Raw genomic sequence first — 24,330 nt, 5'->3', positions numbered from 1 at the left:
AATCATCGCAGGTTTTCCCTTTATTTTAAGATCCCAAATATCCTTTTCTCTTAATATTTTCCCTAAATCGACGTTTTAGCCTCTTCCCTTCATTTTACGAAAACGTTATCATAATTGAGAAATGCCTAAAACAAGTCTATTAATGATAATTTTCTTTAATAAACTTCTCGAACGCAAACATTTTCGGGGCTTGCCGAAACCGTTTGAAATGAAAAAACTCGCATTTTCACCCTTCATACGCCATTTTATTTGGATCTATTCTAAGAATAGTTCATAGCTTTACAATGTCAAACGAAACCACTTAAAGCGTTTGATCGAAACAATTAATTATTAACCAAAATTTTTATTAAAATGAGAAATTTAAAATTACAATTGAGAGGATTGGCACTCGTTGCCCTATTTGTTTTAAGTCTGAGTTCAGCTTTCGCAGGCGGTCACCTTCGTATCAACCCGTATTTAAACACTGATTATTCTATCGTGTCAATACTAAACCCATCAGAAACGGATGCGAGATTGAAAATATACGATGAAGCGGGTAACATCTACTACAGCCAAGTGGTTGAAGCTGAATCTAACTCACAAAAACTATTTGATCTGTCACATTTAGAAGATGGTGAATACAGTTTGGTTTTAGTTAGTGAAAACTCAAGAGTTGAAGAAACATTTCTAGTTGAATCAAAAAAGCTTTTTGTTGCTGGAGACAATGTTCAAATAGCCGAGAATAGAACCCAAAACTCCAAAAGCTATGCCTTCAAAAAGTAACGATTCTGATTCCTGCTGTGTTTGCATAAAACACCAATATTTAAGTAAGTGTATCCCTCAACAATAAGAGATACACTTATTTTTTTGCCCTTTTCCCACAGAAGCTCACCAAAACCTCATACTCCAAGTCAGCAACATCATATTATCCAACACATGTCAACAAGGCATTTATCACTTTCTAGTCTCCCATTTTTTGCTATTTTTGTACAAATTCATTCGGTCCTGATGTCTCATTTTTAAGAATCGATACGGATGACCATTAACAAATACATTATTACAAAAAACAAATATTAACTGTCTTTAGACCAGCTAAAACAATTAGAATGAAAAAGTTATCGATTTTCGCATCACTGTTCATGTTGCTAGCTATTTTTACAGCTTCAACTGCCAGTGCATGTACCAATTACCTTGTAACCAGAGGTGCCAGTGCTGATGGCTCCAACATGATTTCCTATGCTGCAGACTCACATGTTCTTTATGGTGAGCTTTACTTCCGTCCGGCTGCCGATTGGGCTCCAGGTACAATGGTTGATGTATACGAGTGGGATACGGGAAAATACCTAGGTCAAATTCCTCAGGTCGCTCATACTTACTCAGTAGTGGGAAATATGAATGAATTTCAGTTGGCTATTGGCGAAACAACCTATGGTGGCGTTGAACAATTGGGTTCTCAGGAAGGTGCTATCATTGATTATGGTAGTTTGATATATTTAACTCTTCAACGTGCTAAATCAGCTCGTGAAGCAATTAAAGTAATGACCGAATTGGTCGAAACATACGGCTACTACAGCTCAGGTGAATCATTCTCTATTTCTGATAAAGATGAGGTTTGGATTCTGGAGATGATTGGTAAAGGCAACGGCGAAAAAGGTGCTGTTTGGGCTGCTCGTATGATTCCTGACGGTTACGTTAGTGGACACGCTAATCACGCACGTATCACTCAATTCCCTCTTGAAGGAAAAACATCCATTTCTTCTGATAAAATGGATAAGATTTTCAATCCTGAAATCGTTAATGTTTATGCTAAGGATATGATCTCTTTCGCCAAAGAAAAAGGTCTTTATCCTAAAGATGGTAAAAACAAAGACTTTAGTTTCTCAGATTCATATGCACCCGTTGATTTTGGTGGTGCTCGTTACTGCGAAATGCGTGTTTGGACTTTCTTCAACCGTGTAAACGATGGTATGGCCAAGTATTTCGATTACGCAAAAGGAAATATCAAATTTGACAAAAAAGGTTATGCAAACAATCGCATGCCTCTTTGGGTTAAACCTGACCATAAAGTGGAATTGTCGGAAGTGATGGATGCCATGAGAGACCACCTTGAAGGAACAGAATTAGACATGTCTAAAGATATGGGAGCTGGTCCTTTCGGAAATCCTTACCGTTGGAGACCATTAACATGGAAAGTTGACGGCGTAACCTATTGCAACGAGCGTGCAACTGCAACTCAACAAACAGGTTTCTCTTTCATTGCTCAATCTCGTAACTGGTTACCTGATGCTGTAGGTGGAATCAACTGGTTTGGTGTAGATGATGCTGCTTCTACAGTTTATTTCCCTATGTATTGCGGTGCAACTCGTGTTCCTGAAACCTTTGCTGTTGGTAATGGTAAGATGATGGATTTCACCAACAAATCTGCATTCTGGGTATTCAACCAGGTATCTAACTTGGCTTACACACGTTACTCAGAGATTCATCCTGAAATCAGAGAAAAACAAATCGCTCTTGAAGCTAAATACCAAAACTTCACAAAGATTATCGATATGGCTGCTGAAGGTATGTTTAAAGCAGACAAAGCTACCGCTATCGAATTCTTAACAGACTTCTCATGTAACCAAGGTGATAACCTTACAAATGAGTGGAGAGACTTCTATGGTTATCTGTTTGCTAAGTTTATGGATGGTAACATCAAAACCAAGGATGGTAACAAGCAAAATCCTAAAATGACACAACCAGGTTATAGCGAAAAATGGAAAAAAGCCGTTGCAAAAGACACTGGTGACAAACTAAAAACAAAAGGGGCTTCTCATTAATCGGGATTCAACCTATTAAAATATAAGAAAGGGAGCTTCGGCTTCCTTTTTTTTTGTTCTAAATCCAACTCAAATACAAACTTGTTAACAAAGCCATCCTATTTACACACATATTCTGTTTTGTTTATAACTCAGATTTGATAAATTTGAGAAACACCAATCCTGTTTTTTTAATTCTGAATAAAATATCATGACAAAATTCATTGCTCTTTTGAGAGGTATAAATGTGGGCGGCAAGCGCAAAGTGCTTATGGCTGATTTGAAAACACTCTTCTCAAACCTGGGTTATTCAAACTGTATCACGTATATCCAAAGTGGAAATATTATTTTTGATAGCAATGATAAAAAAGAGAACTCACAACTAGCTGCAACAATACAAAAGGCAATATTTGATCACTATCAATTTGAAGTACCCGTAATGGTCAGAAATCTCAATGAATGGAAGCAAACCATTGAAAAAAATCCTTTTTTTAAAAATAGTGACATCAGCATAGATCGGCTACATTTAACTCTACTAGACAAAAATCCTGAAGAAGAGCAAATAAAAAAACTAAACACGATAGGTTTTGGAGCTGATAAATTTGTCAATATCGGACAAGATATCTTTATCTGTTGTGAAGGAAAATACAGTGACTCAAAGTTAACAAATACCCTCTTTGAAAAAAAACTCGCTTGCCAGGCTACAACACGAAATTGGAAAACCGTTTTGAAACTTTCAGAACTCGGTGAAGAATAAAAAGAATAGAAAAGCTATCTTGCCGGTCCAAACAAAAAACTGAATTATGGCAGATTTCCACCCTGATGGTAAAAACAGAAAAGACATCAAAATAGGCTTATATGTTGAGATTGTTCAAAAACAGGATCAGCGCAGTGGCGACTTAACTGAAGGTGTTGTGAAACGCATCCTTACTAAATCACCCCATCATCCTCACGGCATCAAGGTTCAACTTGAAACGGGTGAAGTGGGACGCGTGAAAAACATCCTCGACGATGAAGATTAAATGAATTATGAAATTCAAACAAAACCGTTTTGCATATGCAAGGCGGTTTTTGTTTTATACTCCTCCTTCCCTCTTTTACGATTCTATTGATTATAAATACATAAACGGAGGTTTTCATCTTTTTATCTGATTAACTCACCTTAACAATAAAAGAACTTTACTATATTTAGTCTCACAAGAATGAAAACCACAAATTTGTCGGCATTTAAAATTTAGTAATGACGCAAATAAACATTCTGAAATTAAATTGATTAACCAAAATTCTATAAGGTGGACATCAAGCACATTTTTAATAATAACCGGGAATGGATTGCTGAAAAGCTCAGTAAAGACTCTGAATATTTCAAAAAACTAGCTGGCGAACAAACCCCGGAAATTTTATATATCGGCTGTTCTGATAGCCGTGTTACAACCGGAGATTTAATGGGTATTGAACCCGGAGATATGTTTGTCCATCGAAATATTGCCAATATGGTATCCAATACCGATTTAAGTGCGATGTCAGTCATTAATTATGCCATTAGCTATCTTAAAGTAAAACATGTGGTGATCTGTGGACATTACAATTGTGGTGGTGTAAAAGCCGCTATGCAGGCTAAAGACATGGGGATTTTAAATCCCTGGTTAAGGAACATTCGCGACGTTTATCGTTTGCACAAGGATGAGCTGAATGCTATTGATGATGAAGAACAAAAGTACAACCGCTTGGTTGAATTAAATGTTCAGGAACAATGCGTAAATCTGATTAAAACAGCCGAAGTGCAACAAGCTCTTCGCCATGGTCAAATCACTATTCATGGTTGGGTTTTCGATATCCACACAGGACATATTATCGATATGAAAATAAATTTCAATAGAATATTAAAGGACATCATGGAGATTTACCGTCTTGAGTCCTAAGTTCACAAATAAGATTATTCCAATACAAAATACGAGAAACTCACCTAGATCTGGTGAGTTTTTTTTGTGAATATACTGAAGTGATTTTTTGCACTAAAAGTCAGGTGGCACTTCATCGACAAAAGAAGCATATGTTACAAACATCAGTTGAATGCATTCATTCCCATTTATAAGCGTTTATTTCCCACACAAACCTCAAATTAATGACAATTGTTAGTTTTATTTCACCAATCAATTAATACATTCGCGCTCTATAAAAAAATAAGATCTAATGAAAAAGTTTAAGGATATTGTGGTGATTGGCGTAGCACTGTTTGCGATGTTTTTTGGAGCAGGAAATTTGATATTTCCACCTCAATTGGGAGTTGTGAGTGGAGATTCATGGCTACAAGCCATCATGGGCTTCTTCACTACCGATGTGAGTTTATCGATACTGGCAATTATTGCCATAGCAAAATCGGGGGGCACATTCGATTCCTTTGCGTCTAAGGTCGGACCAAAATTTAGTATCATCATGGGCATCATTATCATGCTGATTATTGGCCCCCTGTTGGCTTTACCAAGAACAGGAGCAGTCAGCTATGAAATGGGAATATTGCCTATCTTTCCAAATATCCCACAATACCTCTTCACTCTGGTTTATTTTGGAATTTCCCTACTCTTTGTGATCAATCCCAAAGGTATTATTGACAAAATAGCTGTTTACCTGACCCCTATTTTACTTATTGCCTTGGTATCAATTATAGTAAAAAACATGCTAATGCCATCAGATACAATGGCAACAGCTCGATTATCAAACGTATATACTTATGCTTTTCTTGAAGGATATCAAACACTGGACGGTTTAGCTGCTGTTATCTTTGCAGGCATTATCCTTTTAAGTTTAAAGGAGAAAGGCTATACCGATACCTCATCACAAATAAAAATAACCATCAAATCAGGCCTAGTCGCTTTTAGTATTATTGGTTTTGTATATGGTGGCTTAATCTATTTAGGAGCTAATGGTGCTAGCAGCATACCCGAAGGATTGAACAGAACTGAAACCTTTATGGCTCTGGTTGACCGAATGTTTGGTCAATATGGAGTTTGGATGGTTGCCGTAACAGTCATATTTGCCTGTTTTACGACAACCGTTGGTTTAACAACTACGGTTGCAGAATATTTTAGTGAATTAACAGACAATAAGCTGAGCTATCGATTTAATGTCGTTACGATCACTTTAGTCAGTTTTGTTCTTGCCAATTTAGGTGTTGAACAGATCGTTTACTTCTCAGGTCCGATTTTGAATATGATCTACCCGGCCATATTGGTATTAATCATTCTCAATCTATTCGATAAATACATCACTTACAAAGGAGTTTATTCTGGTGTTGTGGGTAGTACTCTTGCTTTTAGTATTCTGATGTTTGTCTGCCAATCATTTGATACTCTTTCTGAGACCCGAAATTGGCTATTAACCTTTCCCATGACCTCGTACGAAATGGGTTGGTTGACACCTGCTTTATTAGGAGGACTATCAACTTCTATCGCTTATAAAATTAAAACAAATCGATCTGTCTAAAGCAACATATAGCATTCTACAAATAATCTAATATTTCAGACTGTAGAATGCTGTATAGTCCATCTTAATATGGACTTAAACACCTACCCAATTCCCTAAGGGCTTAAGAATACGAAATGTTCGAAAACTTAAAACGGCATCAGGCAAAATGGACTCCAAAAGCTTTCGGTGCTCATCAGCAAAGTTTGTCCGCCCAGGTTTATTCCAACGGTCATAAACAGTAAATCGGGATGAATCTTCAGCATCCTGATGTAGAAAAGCACAAACAAAAGCCCCCTCCTCAGCCATCTCATTCAACACAATCAAAGCAGCTTCCTTCCATTCAGCTTGCCTATGAGGCTTAATTTGAAAGTTCACATAGAATATCAAATCATTTTCTACGGGTTCAAACTTTGGATTTGCCCAGGAAGCCAGCGGACGCAGAATATGGATTAATCTTGGAGTCGAACTCATCTCCGGCAATCTTTTCTCATACGCTTCACGATAAGCCTTTGCTGCCATTTGGTAGGTCATAAAATCCTCTTTCGATGACTCTGTCCAGCGTTCGTACATACTAAACTTTGTAGGATCAGCTGTGTCCTGATGTACAAAAGCACTCACAAATGATGGTTCACGACGCATATGATCTACAAGCGCAAACCAACGTTTCTGAAATTCTTCAACACAATCAGGCTTGATGTGATATTTCACATAGAAAACCAAATCATCCGGGTTGGCCAGTTTAGCTGGATTTGTTGTCATTCTTTAATCCTCCTTTTATCTGTTTACATTTATTTTTCTGTTAATCTTCTGGTTCTTACAAGTTATCACTTTTGAAGCCATAAAGCAACAGAGAATCTCACACACCAATTCCTGTTATATCTTTCTACTAATTTTAAATGAAATTTCTTTATCTAAACGTTTAAGATTTTAACCATCAAATTTAACCAGTTGGTTAAAAAATATCACTTTTAATTTGCGATTGTGAATTTATACTCTACATTTGCATTAACCAAACAGTTAAACCGAACGGTTATTTTTTAAAATCTAATTAACCATCTGGTTAAAAACTACAGAAATCATGGAAAAGAAAATAATTGAGACTCAGGAAAATATTCTTGATGCAGCTAGAACTATTTTTGCACAAAAAGGCTTATCCGGAGCCAGAATGCAGGAAATAGCCGATCGTGCCGGTATTAATAAAGCACTCTTACATTATTACTATCGAAGCAAAGAAAAGCTGTTCAAACAAGTTTTTGAAGAAGCCTTTAAAAAACTGATTCGTCCCTTAGCTGCATTTTTGGCAGATGATTCTGAATTGTTTCAGAAAATCAGAAACATTTGTAAGCTCTACAACGAAGTGATGAGCCAATACCCTTTTATCCCCAACTTTATAATCAATGAGATTAATACAGACCCTAGTCGAATAATAAATCTGATTAATTTTGAGGGGGTTACAGAGGGAAAACAAAAAACTGTGGCACAAATTCAAGCTGCTATAAAAACGGGCAAAATAAGGCCCATTGACCCAAGAGAATTAATCTTAAATATTATCAGTCTCTCTATATTCCCCTTTGCAAGCCGCCCCATAGCAGAACAATTTTTATACAAAAATGATGATATGGATCAGATTCTTAAATCAAGAGCTGACGGTGTTGCCGACTTTATTATTCAATCGATAAAAATTTAAACAAGCCAAATGAACTCACTTTTGAAAAATAGCAAATACACACTTCTTCTGGCCCTCATCTTTCATTTTCAAATTGGATGGACTCAGGAAGAGGTTCTTAGTTTGGAGCAATGCCAGAAAGAAGTGCAGGAAAACTTTCCTTTAGTAAAAGGAAAAGATCTTTTAACCCAATCTTCACAACTGAATATTGAAAATCTCAAAACATCCTATCTACCCAGGCTGTATGCAAATGGGAAACTCTCTTATCAGTCCGATGTCACAGGTATTTCTTTCCCGGGAATGATTACACCTCAGGCGCCTAAAGATCAATATGCTCTTAATATTGATATTGAGCAGCTGATTTATGACGGTGGAAAAACCAAAGATAGAATTGAATTGGAGAAAAAGGCTTCAGAAGTCGAAATTCAAAATCTGGAAATTCAACTCTATCAATTGCGCAAAAGAGTCAATGACGCATTCTTTGGCATACAACTGGTTCGTAAAAACAAGCTGGTACTTCTCGACAAGCACAAAACCATTTCAAATCGAATAAAACAGATTAGATCCGCTGTTGAAAATGGAGTTCTTCTCCCTGCCAACCTAAAAGTAATGGAATCTGAACTATTGCTAATCGATCAACAGATTCAGGAATTGCATGCATATGAGGCAACTTCTTTTCATGTTCTATCCGAATTAATGGGACGAAAAATTGATGTCAATACACAACTTCAGGACAGCAGTCTTAGTATCGAATCAATAAATAATTTAAACACAAGGAATACAGTAAGACCGGAATATCAGATGTATTCAAGTCAAAAATCATTACTCGAAGCTCAGAAAGAACTCGTAAAAAAAGACCGCTACCCCGTCATCTCCGGATTTGGTCAATTGGGGTACGGAAACCCCGGCTACAACCAGTTGACAGATCAGTTTGATACCTATTATATGTTGGGTGCAAAAATATCCTGGCATATTTTCGATTGGAAATCGAACCGTCGCAAACAAAAAGAAATCACAATCCGCAAGGATATTGTAAGCACTCAGGAACTAAGCTTTACACAGAATCAGCTAATCGAATTGGGAAATGAAAGGATCAAATTAAAAAAGATTAAAATCTTACTCGAGAAAGATGACGCCATCATTGACTTAAAAAAAGCCATCAGTGCAAGCTCAGCCTCACAGTTGGACAATGGCATCATTACTTCCAGTGATTATCTGGATGAATTAAACAAAGAAATTCAAGCAAAACTAAACAAGGCTTATCATCTGATTCAGTTACAACAATCGTTGTCTGAATACCAAAGAATCAAAGGCATTTAAACATACTTCAAATTACAATCATATGAAACCAAATATAATTATCGGAATAAGCATCACTCTAGCATTTTTAGCATCAGCCTGTAATCAGAATGGAACGGAATCAGATGCATACGGAAATTTTGAAGCGACCGAGTACATGATCTCAGCAGAAAACAGTGGGAAAATACTCGCTCTTAATCTGGATGAAGGTGATGTTTTCAAACAACCCCAACAAGTCGGACTCATCGATACCACTCAACTATTTCTACAAAGAGAACAGCTTAAAGCGCAAAAGCAATCCATCGCTTCAGGCATTAAGAATATACTCTCGCGCATCGCTGTTTATCAGGAACAAATCACCATCCTTAAAAAGGATAAACTGAGAATTGAGAGGATGTTTGAAGAGGGGGCAGCAACCAGCAAAGAGGTCGACGATATCAATGGAAAAATTCAGGTTACTCAAAAACAAATACAGGCAGTTAAAACTGAAAATGCCAAGGTATTGGGCGAACTGGAAAAAGTAGATCACAAAATAGAGGCTCTAAACGATTTGATCCGAAAAAGCATCATTTATGTACCCAAAGCTGCTACGGTTTTAGAGAAATATCACGAAGAATTCGAAATGGTGAATATGGGAATGCCACTCTTCAAACTAGCCGATTTGAGCACACTTGAACTAAGGGCTTATATCAGCGGCGATCAGCTTTCTGATGTTAAAATTGGTCAGAAAGTTAAAGTGTTGATTGATAAAGACAAAGAAGAAAACCAGACCCTTACAGGAAAAATAACATGGATTTCTTCACAATCAGAATTCACACCCAAAATCATTCAAACCAAAGAAGAACGCGTGAAATTGGTTTATGCACTTAAGGTGAAAGTAAAAAATGACGGGCGATTAAAAATTGGCATGCCGGGCGAAATCAGATTCAAGTAGCATATGAAATCCAAGATAAGCATAACAAATCTATCGAAATCCTACGGTGATGTTGAGGCTCTCAAAAAGATTGATCTTGACATAGAACCAGGAGAATTATTTGGTTTAATAGGGCCTGATGGTGCTGGAAAAACAAGTCTTTTCCGTCTACTGGCAACTCTATTGCTTCCTAATTCGGGTTCAGCGACACTCTGCGGTTTTGATATGGTAAAAGAGTACAAGCAAATCCGAAATCTATTGGGTTATATGCCCGGTAAATTTTCTCTATATCAGGATTTAAGTGTACTGGAAAACCTCAATTTTTTTGCAACAGTTTTCGATACGAAAATCGAAGACAATATGGATATGATCCGGGATATTTGGTTGCAAATTGAACCCTTCAAACACCGATTAGCTGGGAAATTATCCGGTGGAATGAAACAGAAACTGGCCCTTTGTTGTGCACTCATCCATCAACCCAAAATATTGTTATTGGATGAACCAACTACAGGTGTTGATGTGGTTTCGAGAAGAGAATTCTGGCAGATGTTGAAGAATCTGAAAGCAAAAGGGATCACCATTATTGTTGCAACCCCCTATATGGACGAAGCGAACTTATGCGAAAGGGTTGCACTCATGCAAAACGGAGAAATATTAAGTATAGACACACCTGATGGTATCATTTCCAGCTTTGAGAAGGATTTATATGCCATACAAGGTCAGGATATCTACCAACTCCTTTTGGACTTAAGGGCTTATCCATTTGCCAATTCAGTTTTCCCTTTTGGTCAAAACATTCACTATACCGATAAGCGAGAGAATGTATCACCCTCAGAACTTAAAGACTATCTGATGTCAAAAGGACAAAACAGAATTGAAATCAAAAAAATTACCGCTGGCATCGAGGATTGCTTTATGGCTTTAAGTCAGCAAAATAATGTACAGACATGAATACGGACAAAAAAGTAATATCAGTACGGAACTTATACAAGAAATTTGGTGCCTTTACTGCAAACGACGACTTGTCCTTTGATGTTTACAAAGGGGAAATATTCGGTTTCCTTGGCGCAAATGGTGCGGGTAAAACGACTGCGATGAAGATCCTCTGTGGTCTTTCGTATCCAACATCCGGTGAGATCATGGTTGCAGGCTTGGATGTTTACAAACAAAGGGAGGAGCTAAAAAAGAATATCGGTTACATGAGTCAAAAATTCTCTTTATATGAGGATTTAACGGTATTTGAGAATATCCGTTTTTATGCAGGAATTTACGGCATGTCATCTAAAGAAATCAAGGCAAAAGCCGATGAGTTGCTACAAAAACTGGGACTGGTTCATGCAAGAAATAAACGCATAGGTGAACTGCCCCTGGGTTGGAAACAAAAACTGGCATTCTCAGTTGCTATTTTCCATAATCCGGAAATTGTATTTCTGGATGAACCCACCGGAGGTGTTGATCCGGTTACCAGAAGACAATTTTGGGATCTTATTTATGAAGCCTCACGAGATGGTATTACCGTTTTTGTAACAACACACTATATGGATGAAGCTGAATATTGTGATCGAATCTCAATTATGGTTGACGGGAGAATTGAGGCGTTGGACACTCCGGAAAAACTAAAAACACAGTTTAAAGCCAAAGATATGGATGAAGTCTTCCTTCTACTGGCAAGAAAAAGTAACTATCAGGAATAAAAAGCAGTTGATCATTATCAACTAAAAAAAAAGACTATGAAACGTTTTATCGGTTTTCTAAAAAAAGAGTTTTACCACATCTTCCGAGACAAAAGGTCGATGCTTATTTTATTTGGGATGCCCATTGTACAGCTCTTACTTTTTGGCTTTGTAATTACCAATGACCTTAAAGATGTTAAGATGGCTGTGCTTGACCACTCTAAAGATGAATATACATCTGAAATTATCAACAAAATTGTATCCTCAGGTTATTTCAATCTGGTTGAAAACCTTGATAATATTACGCAGGTTGACGAAACCTTCCGCAAAGGTGAAACAAAAGTCGTCTTAGTTTTTGAACCGGATTTCGGAAAGAAGCTCATCAAAGGATCACAAGCCTCAGTACAAATACTTACAGATGCCTCTGATCCCAATATGGCAAATATGGAGGTCAACTACCTTCAGGGTATCCTTCAGAATTACAATGTCGAGATAAACAGGGGCAAACAGGTCCCGAATCAGATCACCCCTCAAACAAGAATGTACTTTAATTCGAAGTTGGAAAGCGTATATATGTTTGTACCGGGCATCATGGCAACAATCCTAATGCTGGTTTCAGCCATGATGACTTCCATATCGATTGCACGGGAAAAAGAACTGGGAACCATGGAAATTCTTTTGGTGTCTCCCCTACGCCCCTTACAAATTATCCTGGGGAAAGTTACGCCTTACTTAATCTTGTCTTTCATTAACGCCTTAGTTATTGTAGGCGTGGGATATTTCGTATTTGGAGTGCCGGTACTAGGTAGTTTTGCACTACTTATGACAGAAAGTTTATTATTCATACTGCTAGCTCTATCGCTGGGAATTTATATTTCCACCGTATCAAATAGTCAGCAAGTTGCTATGATGCTATCCATGTTCGCTTTAATGCTGCCTACAATCCTGCTTTCAGGTTTTATTTTCCCCTTACGAAATATGCCACTGCCTTTGCAAATTATCAGCAATATTATTCCACCCAGATGGTTTATTGTCATTATTAAAAACATCATGCTAAAGGGAACCGGCTTGGAATTTGTTTGGAAAGAAACCCTCATTCTCATTGGAATGACAGCAGGTTTAATAGGCCTAAGTGTCAAAAAATTTAAGATCAGATTAGAGTAATTTGCAATCTTACGGAATCCATTATTTTTAACTTTTAGGACGAATACATGCGAACAATAAAATATATCTTACAAAAGGAGTTTCTTCAGATTTTTAGAAACAAAAGTATGCTGCCCATCATCTTTGCAATGCCTATCATTCAACTTTGCGTCCTGGTTTTTGCAGCAACCTTCGAAATGAAAAATACCAATTTGTATATTGTTGATCAGGATTTATCCAGTCATTCCCGACAAATTATATCAAAATTTGAAGCGTCACCATTTTTCACCATCAAGAATGTTGACTTCTCGATAAAGAAAGCAGAAGATAAACTTTTTGAAGACAAAGTGGATGCTATTTTGTATTTTGAAAATGGTTTTGGTAATGCTATCGACAAAAAAGAAACTGCCTCAGTTCAGGTCCTTGTAAATGCCATAGATGCCAGTGCTGCAGGGTTGTATAATGCCTACATTCTTTCTGTTATACAGGATTATAATCTAAAGCTTGGCTCCAGTATTCAGACGATGATGAAAAACCAAGCCGTTCAGCAGGTTCAAAACACGTATTCTCACCTCTTTAATCCTGAGATGAAATATATCCCTTATATGTTACCGGGAATATTGGTCTTATTAATCACCGTCATTGGCCTGTTTTTATCAGCGATGAATGTCGTTCGTGAAAAAGAGATTGGCACCATTGAACAAATTAATGTCACCCCTATCAAAAAATATCAATTTCTACTCGGAAAATTAATCCCCTTCTTATTTATCGGCTTCTTCGAATTAGGCATTGGTCTAATCATTGCAGCATTCGTATTCAAAATACCGGTTCTAGGCTCAGTTTGGTTAATTTATTTGGTTGCTTTTATTTACCTGCTGACCATATTGGGAATTGGTCTGTTTATTTCAACACAAACAGACACGCAACAACAAGCCATGTTCATAGCCTGGTTTTTTATGATTATTTTCATCCTTATGGGTGGTTTGTTTACACCAACCGAAAGTATGCCGGAATGGGGACAAAAAATAAACCTTCTAAATCCAGTGGCCTATTTTATCAAAATCATTAGAATGATCATGCTAAAGGGTTCCGGATTTATGGATATTCTTAAAGAATTAAGCATTCTCAGCTTATATTCGATAACCATATTGAGTTTTGCAGCAAATCGATACAAAAAAACGAGCTAATCAACAATACAGGATAACATTTTGCTTTTAACTTCGTTGATAAGATTAACATGACTATACATCGCAGATTTTAAATCCTATTCGAAGCCTGATTTTATGCCTAAAAAAATCCTATTCCTAATTGTTATCAGTCTTTTTATTGCTTCCTGTTCAACACATAAACACATCCCCCAACAAACAAAAAAACAAACAGTAAGAAAACAAAACTCGGGTGTGAAAATAATAGAACAGGAAGCAGAAGAACCATCTATCGAACAGGATACAATCGTACATATAAACAGAGCTCAAGAACTGGAACCGACTATAAAAAACAAACTTGAGAAAGAATACCTAAAGTATAAAGGGGTGCCATACAAATATGGTGGCACCTCTGCTAAAGGTTTTGATTGTTCTGGTTTTGTACAGCTTACATACAAAAAGACTTTCAATATAGAGCTTCCCCGCTCAACCAGACAAATGCTTAAGGAAGGTGTGGAGGTATCGAAAAACAAACTAAAAATTGGCGACTTGGTATTTTTCAAACCCAACAATACCTATCGGCATGTAGGCATATATATGGGCGAAAATCTATTCATACACGTTTCAACAAAAAGAGGCGTTATGAAATCCAATTTAAAGATGACTTATTGGTTAAAACACTACCTAACATCGCGAAGAATACTTAAACCCAATGAAGGCTCTTAATCTGATCCGGATTTGTAAACTATTCGCAACATACCTCAACAACATACTGATGACTAAAAAGTTATAGAACAACACAAACCTAATTGTTTTGAATTGTAAAAAGGTGATATAAGGGTTGTTTTAGTTTTATTATTTTTTTTCGCAAATACACGATCGTATAAAAAATAGGACAGCTTTGTGCTAAAAATGCCAATCCCTGCCCCAGCCAATACATCGGTAACCCAATGCCTGTTATTCACAATTCTAAAAACACCTATTGAACTTGCAATCGTATACCCCGCTATCCCATACCAAATTGATTTATCCTTATATTCCTGATATAAAAACTCAGCATTTGCAAAAGCCATTGCCGTGTGACCAGAAGGAAAAGAATTAAAAGATGAATGATCTGGTCTTTCAACTTTTTCGGAATACTTTAAGGTATTCACAATAGCTCCCATAATAAAAAGCGATGTCCCATGAATGAGTAATTGATTCTGAAGCTTATGTTTACCTTTAACACCCAGCAAATCGTTTGCATATACCATGGCTCCGGGAGCATACTGCAAAAAATCATCGGCAGTAAATTGTCTATCAATATTTTCTCTCACTTCTTCCCTAACCTCTCTATTAAAACTCTTTAGAGCATCACTTTCGATTCCTATAAACCCAATTGTAAAAAGCGATATAGGAATGACCGTATTTTTTAAATTCAACACATATTCATGCCTCGTGTTTTCTTTAAGTGAATCACTTAATTGGTTGCTCGCAAAGATTTGTAGAGGAAACAGGAAAAAAATAAAAACGTAGAATCGCATAAATACTTAAGCATGAATTGAGTTAAAAATCTAAAAACAAATCTCACAATTAATGAATACGATAAATGTAATATAATAATCTGAAGTAATTAAAATTACAAGCCCTCGGTCGGCTTACCTTTCAATTAAAACATCCTCCTTTTAACGTTATATAAAAGTAGGTTCCATGGAAATAACAAACAATTTCCATTTCACACAATCCTCCAAATACAAATCGATTTATTACAAAAAAAGATATAATAAGTAACTCAAAATAAGAGCATTTAACAAATAAAAATTTTAACTTGTATCTAAATAGACACATTTCATGCTTTGTTCGCACTAAAACACAGCGTTTTATGAGAAAGATTTCTAAGCAACTAATTTACAGTGGCCTCATTTTTTGTTTTTTCCTTCTAATTGGAGCTTATGTTCTAACTGCCTTCTCAAGTATTGAATTCACCTTGTTTCTCAATTCAATACATAGCCCATTTCTGGACCACCTTTTTTTATGGATAACCCTACTGGGTGATGGCAGCTTAATCATGGTGCTTTCTTTTCTCTTGTTATTCAAAAAATACTACTATTCATTAATTAGTATCATCCTATTAATTAACTCTGGCTTGCTTGCCTATATATTTAAAAAAATGCTGTTTGTAAATTCAATGCGCCCATTATTTTATCTTTCGGTAAGCGAAATTCACATACCCCATGGCATTCATTTTTATTATAAAAACGCATTCCCTTCCGGTCATGCAATGACCGTTTTTGTCGTCGCCAGCCTACTCATCTGGATCTATCAGAATCATATCTTAAGCTATTTATCCTTACTTATAGCCGGACTGGTTTGCATCTCACGTGTCTATCTGCTGCAACACTTTTTTATAGACGTTTATTTTGGTGCGATTCTGGGAGTGCTTGAAACGGTCCTCATTATATGGCTATTCGAGACAAAATTAAATTGGAAATCAAACAGCAGACTCAATTCATCATTAAGACGTTTCATTCAGAATGAATAAGGATTTGAAAAATGACCTGAATACTGTACCAATTAAACGAAAAAAATAATGCTAAAATCAATTCCAAATATCCACATCAAGAATAGAGTTCCTATTTTGATACTTCTCATATATATACTTATTAGCACTGTGGGTATTAATGGTTCGATTTATATATTGGATGAAGCAAAAAATACGGAGTGTGCCAGGGAAATGTTGGAAAGCGAAAATTATATTGTTCCGACCTTTAACTACGAATTACGAACAGATAAGCCTCCCCTACACTACTTTTTCATGGCTTTATCTTACAAAATTTTTGGCGTTTCATCTTGGTCATCCCGATTTTTTTCCATCATTTTTGGAGCCTTAACATTACTCATAACTTACTTTTTCGCAAAGAAATGGCTGGGAATTAAAACGGCTTACATCAGCTCACTGATACTTCTATCATCATTGCATTATGGCATTTTCTTTCATATGGCTGTGCCCGATCCCTATCTTGTATTTTTCTTTACTGCTTCTTTATTTCTCTTTTTTGAGTCACTTCAAAGCAGAAACCGATTGATTATATGGGGAATGTATATTTGTTTGTCACTGGGAGTTTTAACCAAAGGTCCCATTGCCGTTTTATTTCCCGGATTAATTATGCTGGTTTATTTGTTAATCACCAAAAATTTTAATTTAAAATCGATTGCTCGCCTAAAACCATTCGAAGGCCTCATTATTTTTTCTTTAATAGTTCTCCCCTGGTACCTCTTAGTCGACTATAAGACTAATGGAGAATGGACCAGAGGCTTTTTTATGGAACATAACATGGAAAGATTTTCTTCTACAAAGGAAGGTCATGGTTTTACTTTTTTAATGACACCCCTTTTTGTCTTTTTTGGTTTATTCCCATTTTCCCTATTTCTGTTCCGATCGATAAACCATATATACAAACAAAAAAAGGAAGATGTACTCATATTTGCACTTACAGCAGGACTTGTCATCCTCATATTTTTCACGTTATCATCAACAAGGCTGCCCAATTACACGGCTCCTGCATACCCATTTTTTGCCGTACTTATTGCTTCATTTCTAGCAAAAATCAAACAGTTTAACCCCAAACCAGAACTTATTGGACTAATTATCCTATCCATACTACTTCTTGCGACAGCTTATATCGGTCTGACTATTGAGAAGCAATTCACTGTTCTTATTCCCCAATTACTTTTGCTTACAACAGGCTTTATTGGAGCTGTCTTTGCCTTAAAATATTATAAAAAAAAGAAATTCATTTTTGTGATTCATTTGATCAGTTATTCCTTTATTATCTTTTCTTTTTTCCTCTCGGGGATTATATTTCAACAAATTGCCAAACAAAACCCGGTAAGCATGTCCCTGCCTCTCATCGATAAAAACGAACCGATTGCCTATTATAAAAAATTCAATCCCTCTTATCCTTTTTATTTAAAGTGTGAAATCAAACAACTCGATAATATCGAAAGTCTTAAATATTTTCTTGAAAATCACCCGAAAGCCTGTGTCATATCCACTCTCAAGAGTTTACGTGATGTAAACTATCAAGAGTTTGCTCTAAAAATATTCGAACAGAAAGACGTATTCGAGAATAGAACAACCGTAATTTTAATGAATAAAAAAAGGAATTAATTGTATGAAAAAGCTCAGTCTGGTTATTTGTGTTTACAACGAGGAACTAAATATTAAGCCTTTAAGCGAAAAAATTATTGAGGCTTTAAACGGTTATCCCTTTGATGTCATTTTTGTTGACGATGGCTCAACAGATTCCACCAGGCACAAGATTCTACAAATTAACGACGAACGCTTTACAATGGTTCAACTTAGAAAGAACTATGGACAAAGCTCAGCATTAGCAGCAGGAATCTCCGTCGCCACCGGAAAATACATTGTCACATTGGATGGCGATTTACAAAATGACCCTTCAGATATACCCCAAATGTTACAATTAGCAGAAGCAGATGATTGGGATCTTGTGGCAGGGATCCGAAATAGACGAAAGGATGGTTTATTCTTACGATTGATTCCCAGCAAGATTGCCAATTATCTCATTCGCTTACTCACACAGGTAAACATCAAAGACTATGGTTGTACGCTTAAGCTTTATAAAAATGAAATTGCAAAAGATTTAGGCCTTTACGGCGAATTACACCGGTTTATACCAATTCTTGCAAGTTTTAATGGCGCAAGTATTACGCAAATGCCTGTAAAACATCATGCCCGAAAATTTGGTAAATCCAAGTACAATATATTCAGAACATTCAAAGTCTTAAGCGATCTTATTTTTATGGTATTCTTAACCCGATACATGCAAAAACCTATGCATATTTTTGGGGGTACCGGCATTCTAATCTTCTCAGTGGGAGCCATTATTAATCTTTACCTCCTCGTTCTAAAGTTGATGGGAGAAGATATCTGGGGAAAACCCATATTAATATTGGGACTATTATTAGTCGTTGGTGGCATTCAACTCATTACCATTGGTATCATTTCTGAAATACAAATGCGAACTTATTACGAAGCTCAACAAAAAAGACCCTTTAAAATTAAAAATATCGTTTCGTGTAATCATAATGAAACTGACCAATAAAAAACAAAAAAAACTCACTAGTTTCCTAGTGAGTTTTCTGTGAACACGGAGGGATTCGAACCCCCAACCTCCTCGGCCGTAACGAGGTGCACTATCCAGTTATGCTACGCGTCCAGTATGTTTTTCAAATTGTGAACATGGTGGGATAATTCCTCACTACGTTCGTCATGAATCTATTACGAACCCCTTTGGGTTCTCATCCCTCCTACTTGGTGGGAAATTCAATCATCATTAAGTGAACATGGAGGGATTCGAACCCCCAACCTCCTCGGCCGTAACGAGGTGCACTATCCAGTTATGCTACACGTCCATTATATTATTTTTCAATCAGAATTACGGATTTTCTTCTGATTTCAATTATACAAATCGTTATCTGTATAAGCCCTTTCTGTGAACATGGAGGGATTCGAACCCCCAACCTCCTCGGCCGTAACGAGGTGCACTATCCAGTTATGCTACACGTCCTTTTCTTAATTGCGATGCAAATATAAGGCTTTTTTTTCTAATGCTGCAAGCATTTTTACTGTAAAAAAACGCACAAACCCCTTTATCTATTATACGAAGCTGAATCTAAACCGTATACAAAACGAAAAAATTTTAAAGACTTTTAATTTGAAGGCTTTTATGCTTAAATTTCATTAAAACATGAGCAGGTAAATTGTTCTAAAGCTAAAAAAGCCTAATTTTAGTATTTGAAACATTTTCCCCTTTTGTTAAATCAACTTTGTAAATATAAAATTACTGAAATGAAGAAATTCTTAAAAATCTTTGGAGGAATAATTCTAGTTCTGATACTACTATTGGCTCTACTCCCCTACCTTTTCAAAGATCAGATTCTGGATCGTGTGAAAGTAGAAATGGATAAAGCTGTAGATGCAAAAATTGAGATTGCAGATGTTAGCTTATCTATGTTTAAAAGTTTCCCCAAATTATTCGTTGAAATACAAGGCATTTCTGTCGTTGGTAAGGGTGAATTTGAAAATGACACCTTAGCCTATGTGGGTAGTTTATATACGGCAGTTGATTTGGGTTCTGCCATTTCAGGCAAACAACTTAATGTTGGCGCCATCGTATTAGCCCAAACAAAGGTAAATGCTTTAGTTCATGAATCAGGTAAAGCCAACTGGGATATTTCTAAAGCTGAAAGCAAAGAAGTCGTCGTAGAAGAAAAAAGCACCGAAGCTTCTGACTTCAAAATTATATTCGAAGAAGTACGTGTAGAAAATTTCGCTTTAGAATATCACGATGCCACACTAAAAGCAAATCTACTACTTGATGATTTAAACTTAAATCTGAACGGTGATTTCTCAGCTAAAGAAACCAACTTGAATCTTAATTCTAAGGCAACTGGAATCACTTTCGATCTTGAAGGGATCAAATACCTGAATGAGGCAACACTGGGCTTAGAGGCTGTTTTAGGTGCTGATTTAGAGAATATGATTTTTAATTTCAAGGAAAACAAACTGACTCTAAACGATTTGGAATTTGGCATGACGGGTAATTTTGCAATGCTCGAAGATGCTTATAAAATGGATTTAAAACTGGATGCCAAAAAGACGGATTTCAAATCCTTATTATCTATGGTTCCTGAAGCTTTTATGAAAGACGTTAAAGGTTTGGAAACGTCAGGAAACCTGGTTTTGAATGCTTTTGTTAAAGGGGAGTACAGAGAGAATCATATGCCTGCTTTTGGTGCGGAACTTAAAGTGGCTGATGGCAATATCAAATACCCTGATCTACCGGAAACCATTAATAATATTAAGATTGATGCAGAAGTCAACCACCCGGGTGGTGATTTGGATGCTCTTGTTACCGATGTAAATGCCTTCCATTTTGAAGTAGCCAACAACCCTATTGATGCTGAGATTCATATAAAAACACCAATGAGCGATCCTGAAATTAGTGGATTGTGTAAAGGTGTTATCGATTTTGCTAAGATTCGCCACGCCATTCCTATGGATAGCATTAAAATTGCAGGAGTTGTCACTTCTGATATCAGTTTCAATGGTCGTTTATCAGCAATTGAAAAGGAAGAATACGAAAAGTTTATGGCTAAAGGTGATTTAAAGCTTAAGGACTTTGAATTCACCACTCCTGATTTCCCACAGGGTATTCGCATCGTCAGTTCGGTATTGAGCTTTACACCTCAGTTTATCAGATTAAACTCGTTCGATTCACGTATTGGGAAGTCTGATGTACAATTAAAAGGTCGACTTGAAAATTACATTCCTTATGCCCTAAAAGGGAAAACACTCAAGGGGAACTTCACTATGAATTCAAAAAGCTTCGACTTAAATGAGTTCATGACCGAAGAAGAAACTACCACTGCAAAAACGACTGATACCATTCCAATGTCTGTAATTGCTGTTCCAGCTGATTTGGATATCAAATTTATTGCAAACATGCAAAAAATCAAGTTTGATAAAATGCTGATTCAAGATGTTAAGGGTTTAATCGTCGTTAAAAATTCAGTTGCAAAGCTAACCAACCTTTCGATGAACATGCTTAAAGGGCAAATGACCATGAATGGCTCTTACAGCACAAAGGATATCAAAAAGCCAAACTTCGATTTTGGTTTAGATGTGAAGGATTTTGATATCAAATCGACTTACGAGTCTTTAAGTATGGTTAAGGAAATGATTCCTATGGCACTAAACTGCGAAGGAAAAGTATCTTCTGATTTAAAGATTAGATCTCAGTTAAATGAGCAGATGAAACCTGTAACGAATACTTTAAACGGTAAAGGTGCATTCCACTCAAGAGGTATCATCATTAAAGATAGTAAGGCTTTTATCGCATTAGCTAAGGCTCTGAAAAATGATAAATACAAACGTATCTCCGTTTCTAAATTCGATATGGATTTTGTTGTTACAAACGGAAATATCATTGTGAAACCATTCAACACAAAAATTGCAGGTCATCAGGCAACCATATACGGTACACAATCGGTTGATGGGAAACTAAACTTCACCATGGACATGAAACTACCTAAAGAAGAATTGGGGAGTGATGTGACTAAATTCCTTGACAAAATACCAGGAAACAAAACCATTGACAAACTGGATGTTTCTGTTAAAATTACGGGGACGACTAAGGATCCTAAGGTAAACTTAGACCTAAGCAAAGCCATTAAACAGGCTAAAGATGCTGCTTTAAAAGAGCTAAAAAAGAAAAGTAAAAAAGAACTGGAAAAGAAAGCAAAGGATTTATTCAAAAAGCTTTTCTAAGCAACTATAAATAATAAAACAAGGGCTGATTCCTCTCTGGGATCAGCCCCTTTTTCTTTTATAATGTCTCATCCTGAAATAGGTTGACAAAAAAAGGTGGATCCAATTAAGAATCCACCTTTTCATATATCAATTGAATAAGCATTTAGAGATATGCCTGAAGGAATAGCCAGCCAAGAAATATTCCTTTTTGCTACATATTAGATACCTATTCAATTTAAAATTGTTTACCAGAACAAAGCATATAATGCAACCAAAACAATAATGATGGCATAAGACACAATATTGAAGGCTTTACCTGTTTTAAAAGTTTCCCGGGTAATCACAATACCTTTTGAATCATCAACACCCCTGTTTTGGATATAACTCAAAACAACAATAAATAAGATTGAAATCAGAAAAGTCAGTCCCATCTGATCAAGGAAAGGTAAATTAGGGAAAATACCTTCGATAGAAGTTCCTGCAACCCAACCCTTAGGTGCAATTTTAAAGAATAAAGCCACTGGAATCGAAAGTACAGCTCCCCATATAGCTGCCTTATTGGTTGCTTTTTTCCAGAAAAGACCTAAGATAAATACAGCTAATATTCCTGGACTAACCATTCCTGTATATTCCTGAATGTACTGAAAAGCCTGATCTAAACCACTCAAAAAAGGTGCAATCATGCAGGCAATAATCAATGCTACTGCAGCTGAAAGTCTACCCACATTTACCGTTTTTTTATCAGATGCTTTGGGATCGAAATAAGGCTTATAAATATCCATTGTAAAAATAGTTGAAGTTGAATTCAACATAGATGCCAATGAAGAAACAATGGCAGCAGCCAAAGCCGCAAAAGCAACGCCTTTAAGCCCACTAGGCAAAAATTGTAATAACCAGGGATATGCCCTATCTGCAGCCTCCATAGTAGGCGTACTGTTTTGAGCGGCATCACCCAAACGAGCCAAAATGGATGGATCATTAACCATTACATAGGCTGCAATACCCGGTATAACAACAATCAAAGGAATAATCAATTTTAAAACCCCAGCAAATACGATTCCTCTTTGCGATTCTCTCAATGATTTTGCAGCAAGCGTTCTTTGAATAATGTACTGATTAAAACCCCAGTAATAAAGGTTTGCCACCCACATACCACCAATCAAAACACCAATTCCAGGAAGGTTGACATATTGAGCATGTGCCTTATCTAAAATCATATGGAAACTATCCGGAGCAGCTTCGTAGATATGTTGAAAACCTTTCCAAACGCCTTCGCCTCCTGAAATGTGATTCAATGCCAGATAAGTTGTAACCAAACCTCCAAGGGTTAAGAAAACAACTTGAATAACATCAGTCCAGGCCACAGCCGAAAGTCCTCCGTAGAGAGAATAGCTCGCGGCAAAAAGTGCCAAACCAAAAATGCCATAAATCATGGGAATTCCCATAATGGTCTCCATAGCTAAAGCACCAAGATAAAGGACTGAGGTTAGATTCACAAAAATATAGAGCCCCAACCAAAAAACAGCTAGAATGGTTTTCAGATTGGTTGAATAACGTTTTTCAACAAACTCAGGAATGGTATACAAACCTTTTTCGATAAAAATCGGCAAGAAATATTTCCCAACAATAATTAGAGTAATCGCTGCCATCCATTCGTATGAAGCAATAGCTAAACCAATAGCAAAACCAGACCCCGACATACCTATGAACTGTTCCGCCGATATATTAGCAGCAATCAGCGAGGCTCCAATAGCCCACCACGGTAAAGATTTACTTGCTAAAAAATAATCATCAGCATTCTTTTGGTGCCCCTCTTTGTCGCGGGAGACCCATAAACCGACGCCAATAATGACGATTCCATAGATGATGAAAATCGCGTAATCTAAAAATGAAAATGTATTATTCATACCTTCTTATTTTGAATGTTTATTT

The 24,330-nt window shown here is 36.5% G+C and carries 21 protein-coding genes and 3 tRNA genes; 18 read left to right on the top strand and 6 right to left on the bottom strand.

Annotated features, from left to right (window positions below):
• Positions 1–351: 351 nt before the first annotated feature.
• From EV201_RS00710 to brnQ, 6 genes are all read left to right on the top strand, one after another.
• Positions 352–762 (top strand): hypothetical protein, encoded by a 411-nt coding sequence (locus EV201_RS00710; protein ID WP_130305488.1) that lies wholly within the window; start codon positions 352–354, stop codon positions 760–762.
• A gap of 323 nt (positions 763–1,085) precedes the next feature.
• Complete coding sequence (locus EV201_RS00705; RefSeq protein ID WP_130305487.1) at positions 1,086–2,798, top strand: dipeptidase; 1,713 nt, start codon at positions 1,086–1,088, stop codon at positions 2,796–2,798.
• A gap of 190 nt (positions 2,799–2,988) precedes the next feature.
• A complete protein-coding gene (locus EV201_RS00700; protein ID WP_130305486.1) occupies positions 2,989–3,534 on the top strand; it encodes a DUF1697 domain-containing protein in 546 nt (181 codons plus the stop codon).
• A gap of 46 nt (positions 3,535–3,580) precedes the next feature.
• Complete coding sequence (locus EV201_RS00695; protein WP_130305485.1) at positions 3,581–3,799, top strand: YwbE family protein; 219 nt, start codon at positions 3,581–3,583, stop codon at positions 3,797–3,799.
• Positions 3,800–4,069: 270 nt separating this feature from the next.
• Positions 4,070–4,699 carry a carbonic anhydrase gene (locus EV201_RS00690; RefSeq protein ID WP_130305484.1) on the top strand — a complete coding sequence of 210 codons (630 nt, stop codon included), beginning with the start codon at positions 4,070–4,072 and terminating at the stop codon, positions 4,697–4,699.
• Between the two features lie 271 nt (positions 4,700–4,970).
• Positions 4,971–6,260 carry a branched-chain amino acid transport system II carrier protein gene (brnQ, locus tag EV201_RS00685; RefSeq protein ID WP_130305483.1) on the top strand — a complete coding sequence of 430 codons (1,290 nt, stop codon included), beginning with the start codon at positions 4,971–4,973 and terminating at the stop codon, positions 6,258–6,260.
• A 75-nt stretch (positions 6,261–6,335) separates the two neighbouring features.
• On the opposite strand, the gene EV201_RS00680 is transcribed toward brnQ, so the two are convergent.
• Positions 6,336–7,001, bottom strand: coding sequence for a putative quinol monooxygenase (locus EV201_RS00680; protein WP_130305482.1), 666 nt, complete (start codon positions 6,999–7,001; stop codon positions 6,336–6,338).
• A 319-nt stretch (positions 7,002–7,320) separates the two neighbouring features.
• On the opposite strand from EV201_RS00680, the gene EV201_RS00675 reads away from it, so the two are divergent.
• The 8 genes from EV201_RS00675 to EV201_RS00640 all read left to right on the top strand — a co-directional run bounded on the left by EV201_RS00675 (position 7,321) and on the right by EV201_RS00640 (position 14,807).
• Positions 7,321–7,929: a TetR/AcrR family transcriptional regulator gene (locus EV201_RS00675; RefSeq protein WP_130305481.1), complete on the top strand. Its 609-nt coding sequence runs from the start codon at positions 7,321–7,323 to the stop codon at positions 7,927–7,929.
• A 9-nt stretch (positions 7,930–7,938) separates the two neighbouring features.
• Entirely contained in the window at positions 7,939–9,228 is a 1,290-nt protein-coding gene (locus EV201_RS00670; RefSeq protein ID WP_130305480.1) for a TolC family protein, read from the top strand.
• A 22-nt stretch (positions 9,229–9,250) separates the two neighbouring features.
• Positions 9,251–10,141 carry an HlyD family secretion protein gene (locus tag EV201_RS00665; RefSeq protein WP_130305479.1) on the top strand — a complete coding sequence of 297 codons (891 nt, stop codon included), beginning with the start codon at positions 9,251–9,253 and terminating at the stop codon, positions 10,139–10,141.
• Between the two features lie 3 nt (positions 10,142–10,144).
• Complete coding sequence (locus tag EV201_RS00660; protein ID WP_130305478.1) at positions 10,145–11,071, top strand: ABC transporter ATP-binding protein; 927 nt, start codon at positions 10,145–10,147, stop codon at positions 11,069–11,071.
• Entirely contained in the window at positions 11,068–11,814 is a 747-nt protein-coding gene (locus EV201_RS00655) for an ABC transporter ATP-binding protein (protein ID WP_130305477.1), read from the top strand. The genes EV201_RS00660 and EV201_RS00655 overlap by 4 nt, the downstream gene beginning before the upstream one ends.
• Before the next feature lie 36 nt (positions 11,815–11,850).
• The gene (locus EV201_RS00650; RefSeq protein WP_130305476.1) at positions 11,851–12,957 is read left to right on the top strand and encodes an ABC transporter permease; all 1,107 of its coding nucleotides are present in this window, start codon (positions 11,851–11,853) and stop codon (positions 12,955–12,957) included.
• 47 nt (positions 12,958–13,004) lie between these two features.
• Positions 13,005–14,123, top strand: a complete 1,119-nt coding sequence (locus EV201_RS00645) for an ABC transporter permease (protein WP_130305475.1) — start codon at positions 13,005–13,007, stop codon at positions 14,121–14,123.
• A gap of 96 nt (positions 14,124–14,219) precedes the next feature.
• Positions 14,220–14,807 (top strand): NlpC/P60 family protein, encoded by a 588-nt coding sequence (locus EV201_RS00640; protein WP_130305474.1) that lies wholly within the window; start codon positions 14,220–14,222, stop codon positions 14,805–14,807.
• A 53-nt stretch (positions 14,808–14,860) separates the two neighbouring features.
• Here the strand turns inward: EV201_RS00640 and EV201_RS00635 are convergent, their stop codons facing one another.
• On the bottom strand, positions 14,861–15,505 hold the full coding sequence (locus EV201_RS00635; RefSeq protein ID WP_207224357.1) for a phosphatase PAP2 family protein: 645 nt from the start codon (positions 15,503–15,505) through the stop codon (positions 14,861–14,863).
• Between the two features lie 437 nt (positions 15,506–15,942).
• On the opposite strand from EV201_RS00635, the gene EV201_RS00630 reads away from it, so the two are divergent.
• From EV201_RS00630 to EV201_RS00620, 3 genes are read left to right on the top strand one after another with little or no spacing between them, the layout of a single operon-like run.
• Positions 15,943–16,602 carry a phosphatase PAP2 family protein gene (locus tag EV201_RS00630; protein ID WP_130305472.1) on the top strand — a complete coding sequence of 220 codons (660 nt, stop codon included), beginning with the start codon at positions 15,943–15,945 and terminating at the stop codon, positions 16,600–16,602.
• A gap of 48 nt (positions 16,603–16,650) precedes the next feature.
• On the top strand, positions 16,651–18,231 hold the full coding sequence (locus EV201_RS00625) for an ArnT family glycosyltransferase (protein WP_130305471.1): 1,581 nt from the start codon (positions 16,651–16,653) through the stop codon (positions 18,229–18,231).
• Between the two features lie 4 nt (positions 18,232–18,235).
• Positions 18,236–19,189 (top strand): glycosyltransferase family 2 protein, encoded by a 954-nt coding sequence (locus tag EV201_RS00620; RefSeq protein ID WP_130305470.1) that lies wholly within the window; start codon positions 18,236–18,238, stop codon positions 19,187–19,189.
• A 40-nt stretch (positions 19,190–19,229) separates the two neighbouring features.
• Here the strand turns inward: EV201_RS00620 and EV201_RS00615 are convergent.
• From EV201_RS00615 to EV201_RS00605, 3 genes are all read right to left on the bottom strand, one after another.
• A tRNA-Arg gene (locus tag EV201_RS00615) sits at positions 19,230–19,303 on the bottom strand.
• 122 nt (positions 19,304–19,425) lie between these two features.
• Positions 19,426–19,499: transfer RNA gene (locus EV201_RS00610), tRNA-Arg, on the bottom strand.
• An 81-nt stretch (positions 19,500–19,580) separates the two neighbouring features.
• Positions 19,581–19,654 (bottom strand) — tRNA-Arg (locus EV201_RS00605).
• 281 nt (positions 19,655–19,935) lie between these two features.
• On the opposite strand from EV201_RS00605, the gene EV201_RS00600 reads away from it, so the two are divergent.
• The gene (locus EV201_RS00600) at positions 19,936–22,416 is read left to right on the top strand and encodes an AsmA family protein (protein WP_130305469.1); all 2,481 of its coding nucleotides are present in this window, start codon (positions 19,936–19,938) and stop codon (positions 22,414–22,416) included.
• Positions 22,417–22,643: 227 nt separating this feature from the next.
• On the opposite strand, the gene EV201_RS00595 is transcribed toward EV201_RS00600, so the two are convergent.
• Positions 22,644–24,305, bottom strand: a complete 1,662-nt coding sequence (locus EV201_RS00595) for a sodium/sugar symporter (protein WP_130305468.1) — start codon at positions 24,303–24,305, stop codon at positions 22,644–22,646.
• Positions 24,306–24,330 lie beyond the last annotated feature (25 nt).

Origin of the sequence: Ancylomarina subtilis (genome assembly GCF_004217115.1) — a bacterium.
In the GTDB taxonomy this organism is placed as follows: domain Bacteria; phylum Bacteroidota; class Bacteroidia; order Bacteroidales; family Marinifilaceae; genus Ancylomarina; species Ancylomarina subtilis.
Note: the sequence above shows the minus strand (reverse complement) of the source record. Positions and strands in the feature narration are given on the sequence as shown.

What these genes read in the sequence shown, in the direction of transcription:
- EV201_RS00710 (WP_130305488.1), top strand. Translation starts at nt 352, where the DNA reads ATGAGAAATTTAAAATTACAATTGAGAGGATTGGCACTCGTTGCCCTA.
- EV201_RS00705 (WP_130305487.1), top strand. Translation starts at nt 1,086, where the DNA reads ATGAAAAAGTTATCGATTTTCGCATCACTGTTCATGTTGCTAGCTATT.
- EV201_RS00700 (WP_130305486.1), top strand. Translation starts at nt 2,989, where the DNA reads ATGACAAAATTCATTGCTCTTTTGAGAGGTATAAATGTGGGCGGCAAG.
- EV201_RS00695 (WP_130305485.1), top strand. Translation starts at nt 3,581, where the DNA reads ATGGCAGATTTCCACCCTGATGGTAAAAACAGAAAAGACATCAAAATA.
- brnQ (WP_130305483.1), top strand. Translation starts at nt 4,971, where the DNA reads ATGAAAAAGTTTAAGGATATTGTGGTGATTGGCGTAGCACTGTTTGCG.
- EV201_RS00680 (WP_130305482.1), bottom strand. Translation starts at nt 7,001, where the DNA reads ATGACAACAAATCCAGCTAAACTGGCCAACCCGGATGATTTGGTTTTC.
- EV201_RS00675 (WP_130305481.1), top strand. Translation starts at nt 7,321, where the DNA reads ATGGAAAAGAAAATAATTGAGACTCAGGAAAATATTCTTGATGCAGCT.
- EV201_RS00670 (WP_130305480.1), top strand. Translation starts at nt 7,939, where the DNA reads ATGAACTCACTTTTGAAAAATAGCAAATACACACTTCTTCTGGCCCTC.
- EV201_RS00665 (WP_130305479.1), top strand. Translation starts at nt 9,251, where the DNA reads ATGAAACCAAATATAATTATCGGAATAAGCATCACTCTAGCATTTTTA.
- EV201_RS00660 (WP_130305478.1), top strand. Translation starts at nt 10,145, where the DNA reads ATGAAATCCAAGATAAGCATAACAAATCTATCGAAATCCTACGGTGAT.
- EV201_RS00655 (WP_130305477.1), top strand. Translation starts at nt 11,068, where the DNA reads ATGAATACGGACAAAAAAGTAATATCAGTACGGAACTTATACAAGAAA.
- EV201_RS00650 (WP_130305476.1), top strand. Translation starts at nt 11,851, where the DNA reads ATGAAACGTTTTATCGGTTTTCTAAAAAAAGAGTTTTACCACATCTTC.
- EV201_RS00645 (WP_130305475.1), top strand. Translation starts at nt 13,005, where the DNA reads ATGCGAACAATAAAATATATCTTACAAAAGGAGTTTCTTCAGATTTTT.
- EV201_RS00640 (WP_130305474.1), top strand. Translation starts at nt 14,220, where the DNA reads ATGCCTAAAAAAATCCTATTCCTAATTGTTATCAGTCTTTTTATTGCT.
- EV201_RS00630 (WP_130305472.1), top strand. Translation starts at nt 15,943, where the DNA reads ATGAGAAAGATTTCTAAGCAACTAATTTACAGTGGCCTCATTTTTTGT.
- EV201_RS00625 (WP_130305471.1), top strand. Translation starts at nt 16,651, where the DNA reads ATGCTAAAATCAATTCCAAATATCCACATCAAGAATAGAGTTCCTATT.
- EV201_RS00620 (WP_130305470.1), top strand. Translation starts at nt 18,236, where the DNA reads ATGAAAAAGCTCAGTCTGGTTATTTGTGTTTACAACGAGGAACTAAAT.
- EV201_RS00600 (WP_130305469.1), top strand. Translation starts at nt 19,936, where the DNA reads ATGAAGAAATTCTTAAAAATCTTTGGAGGAATAATTCTAGTTCTGATA.
- EV201_RS00595 (WP_130305468.1), bottom strand. Translation starts at nt 24,305, where the DNA reads ATGAATAATACATTTTCATTTTTAGATTACGCGATTTTCATCATCTAT.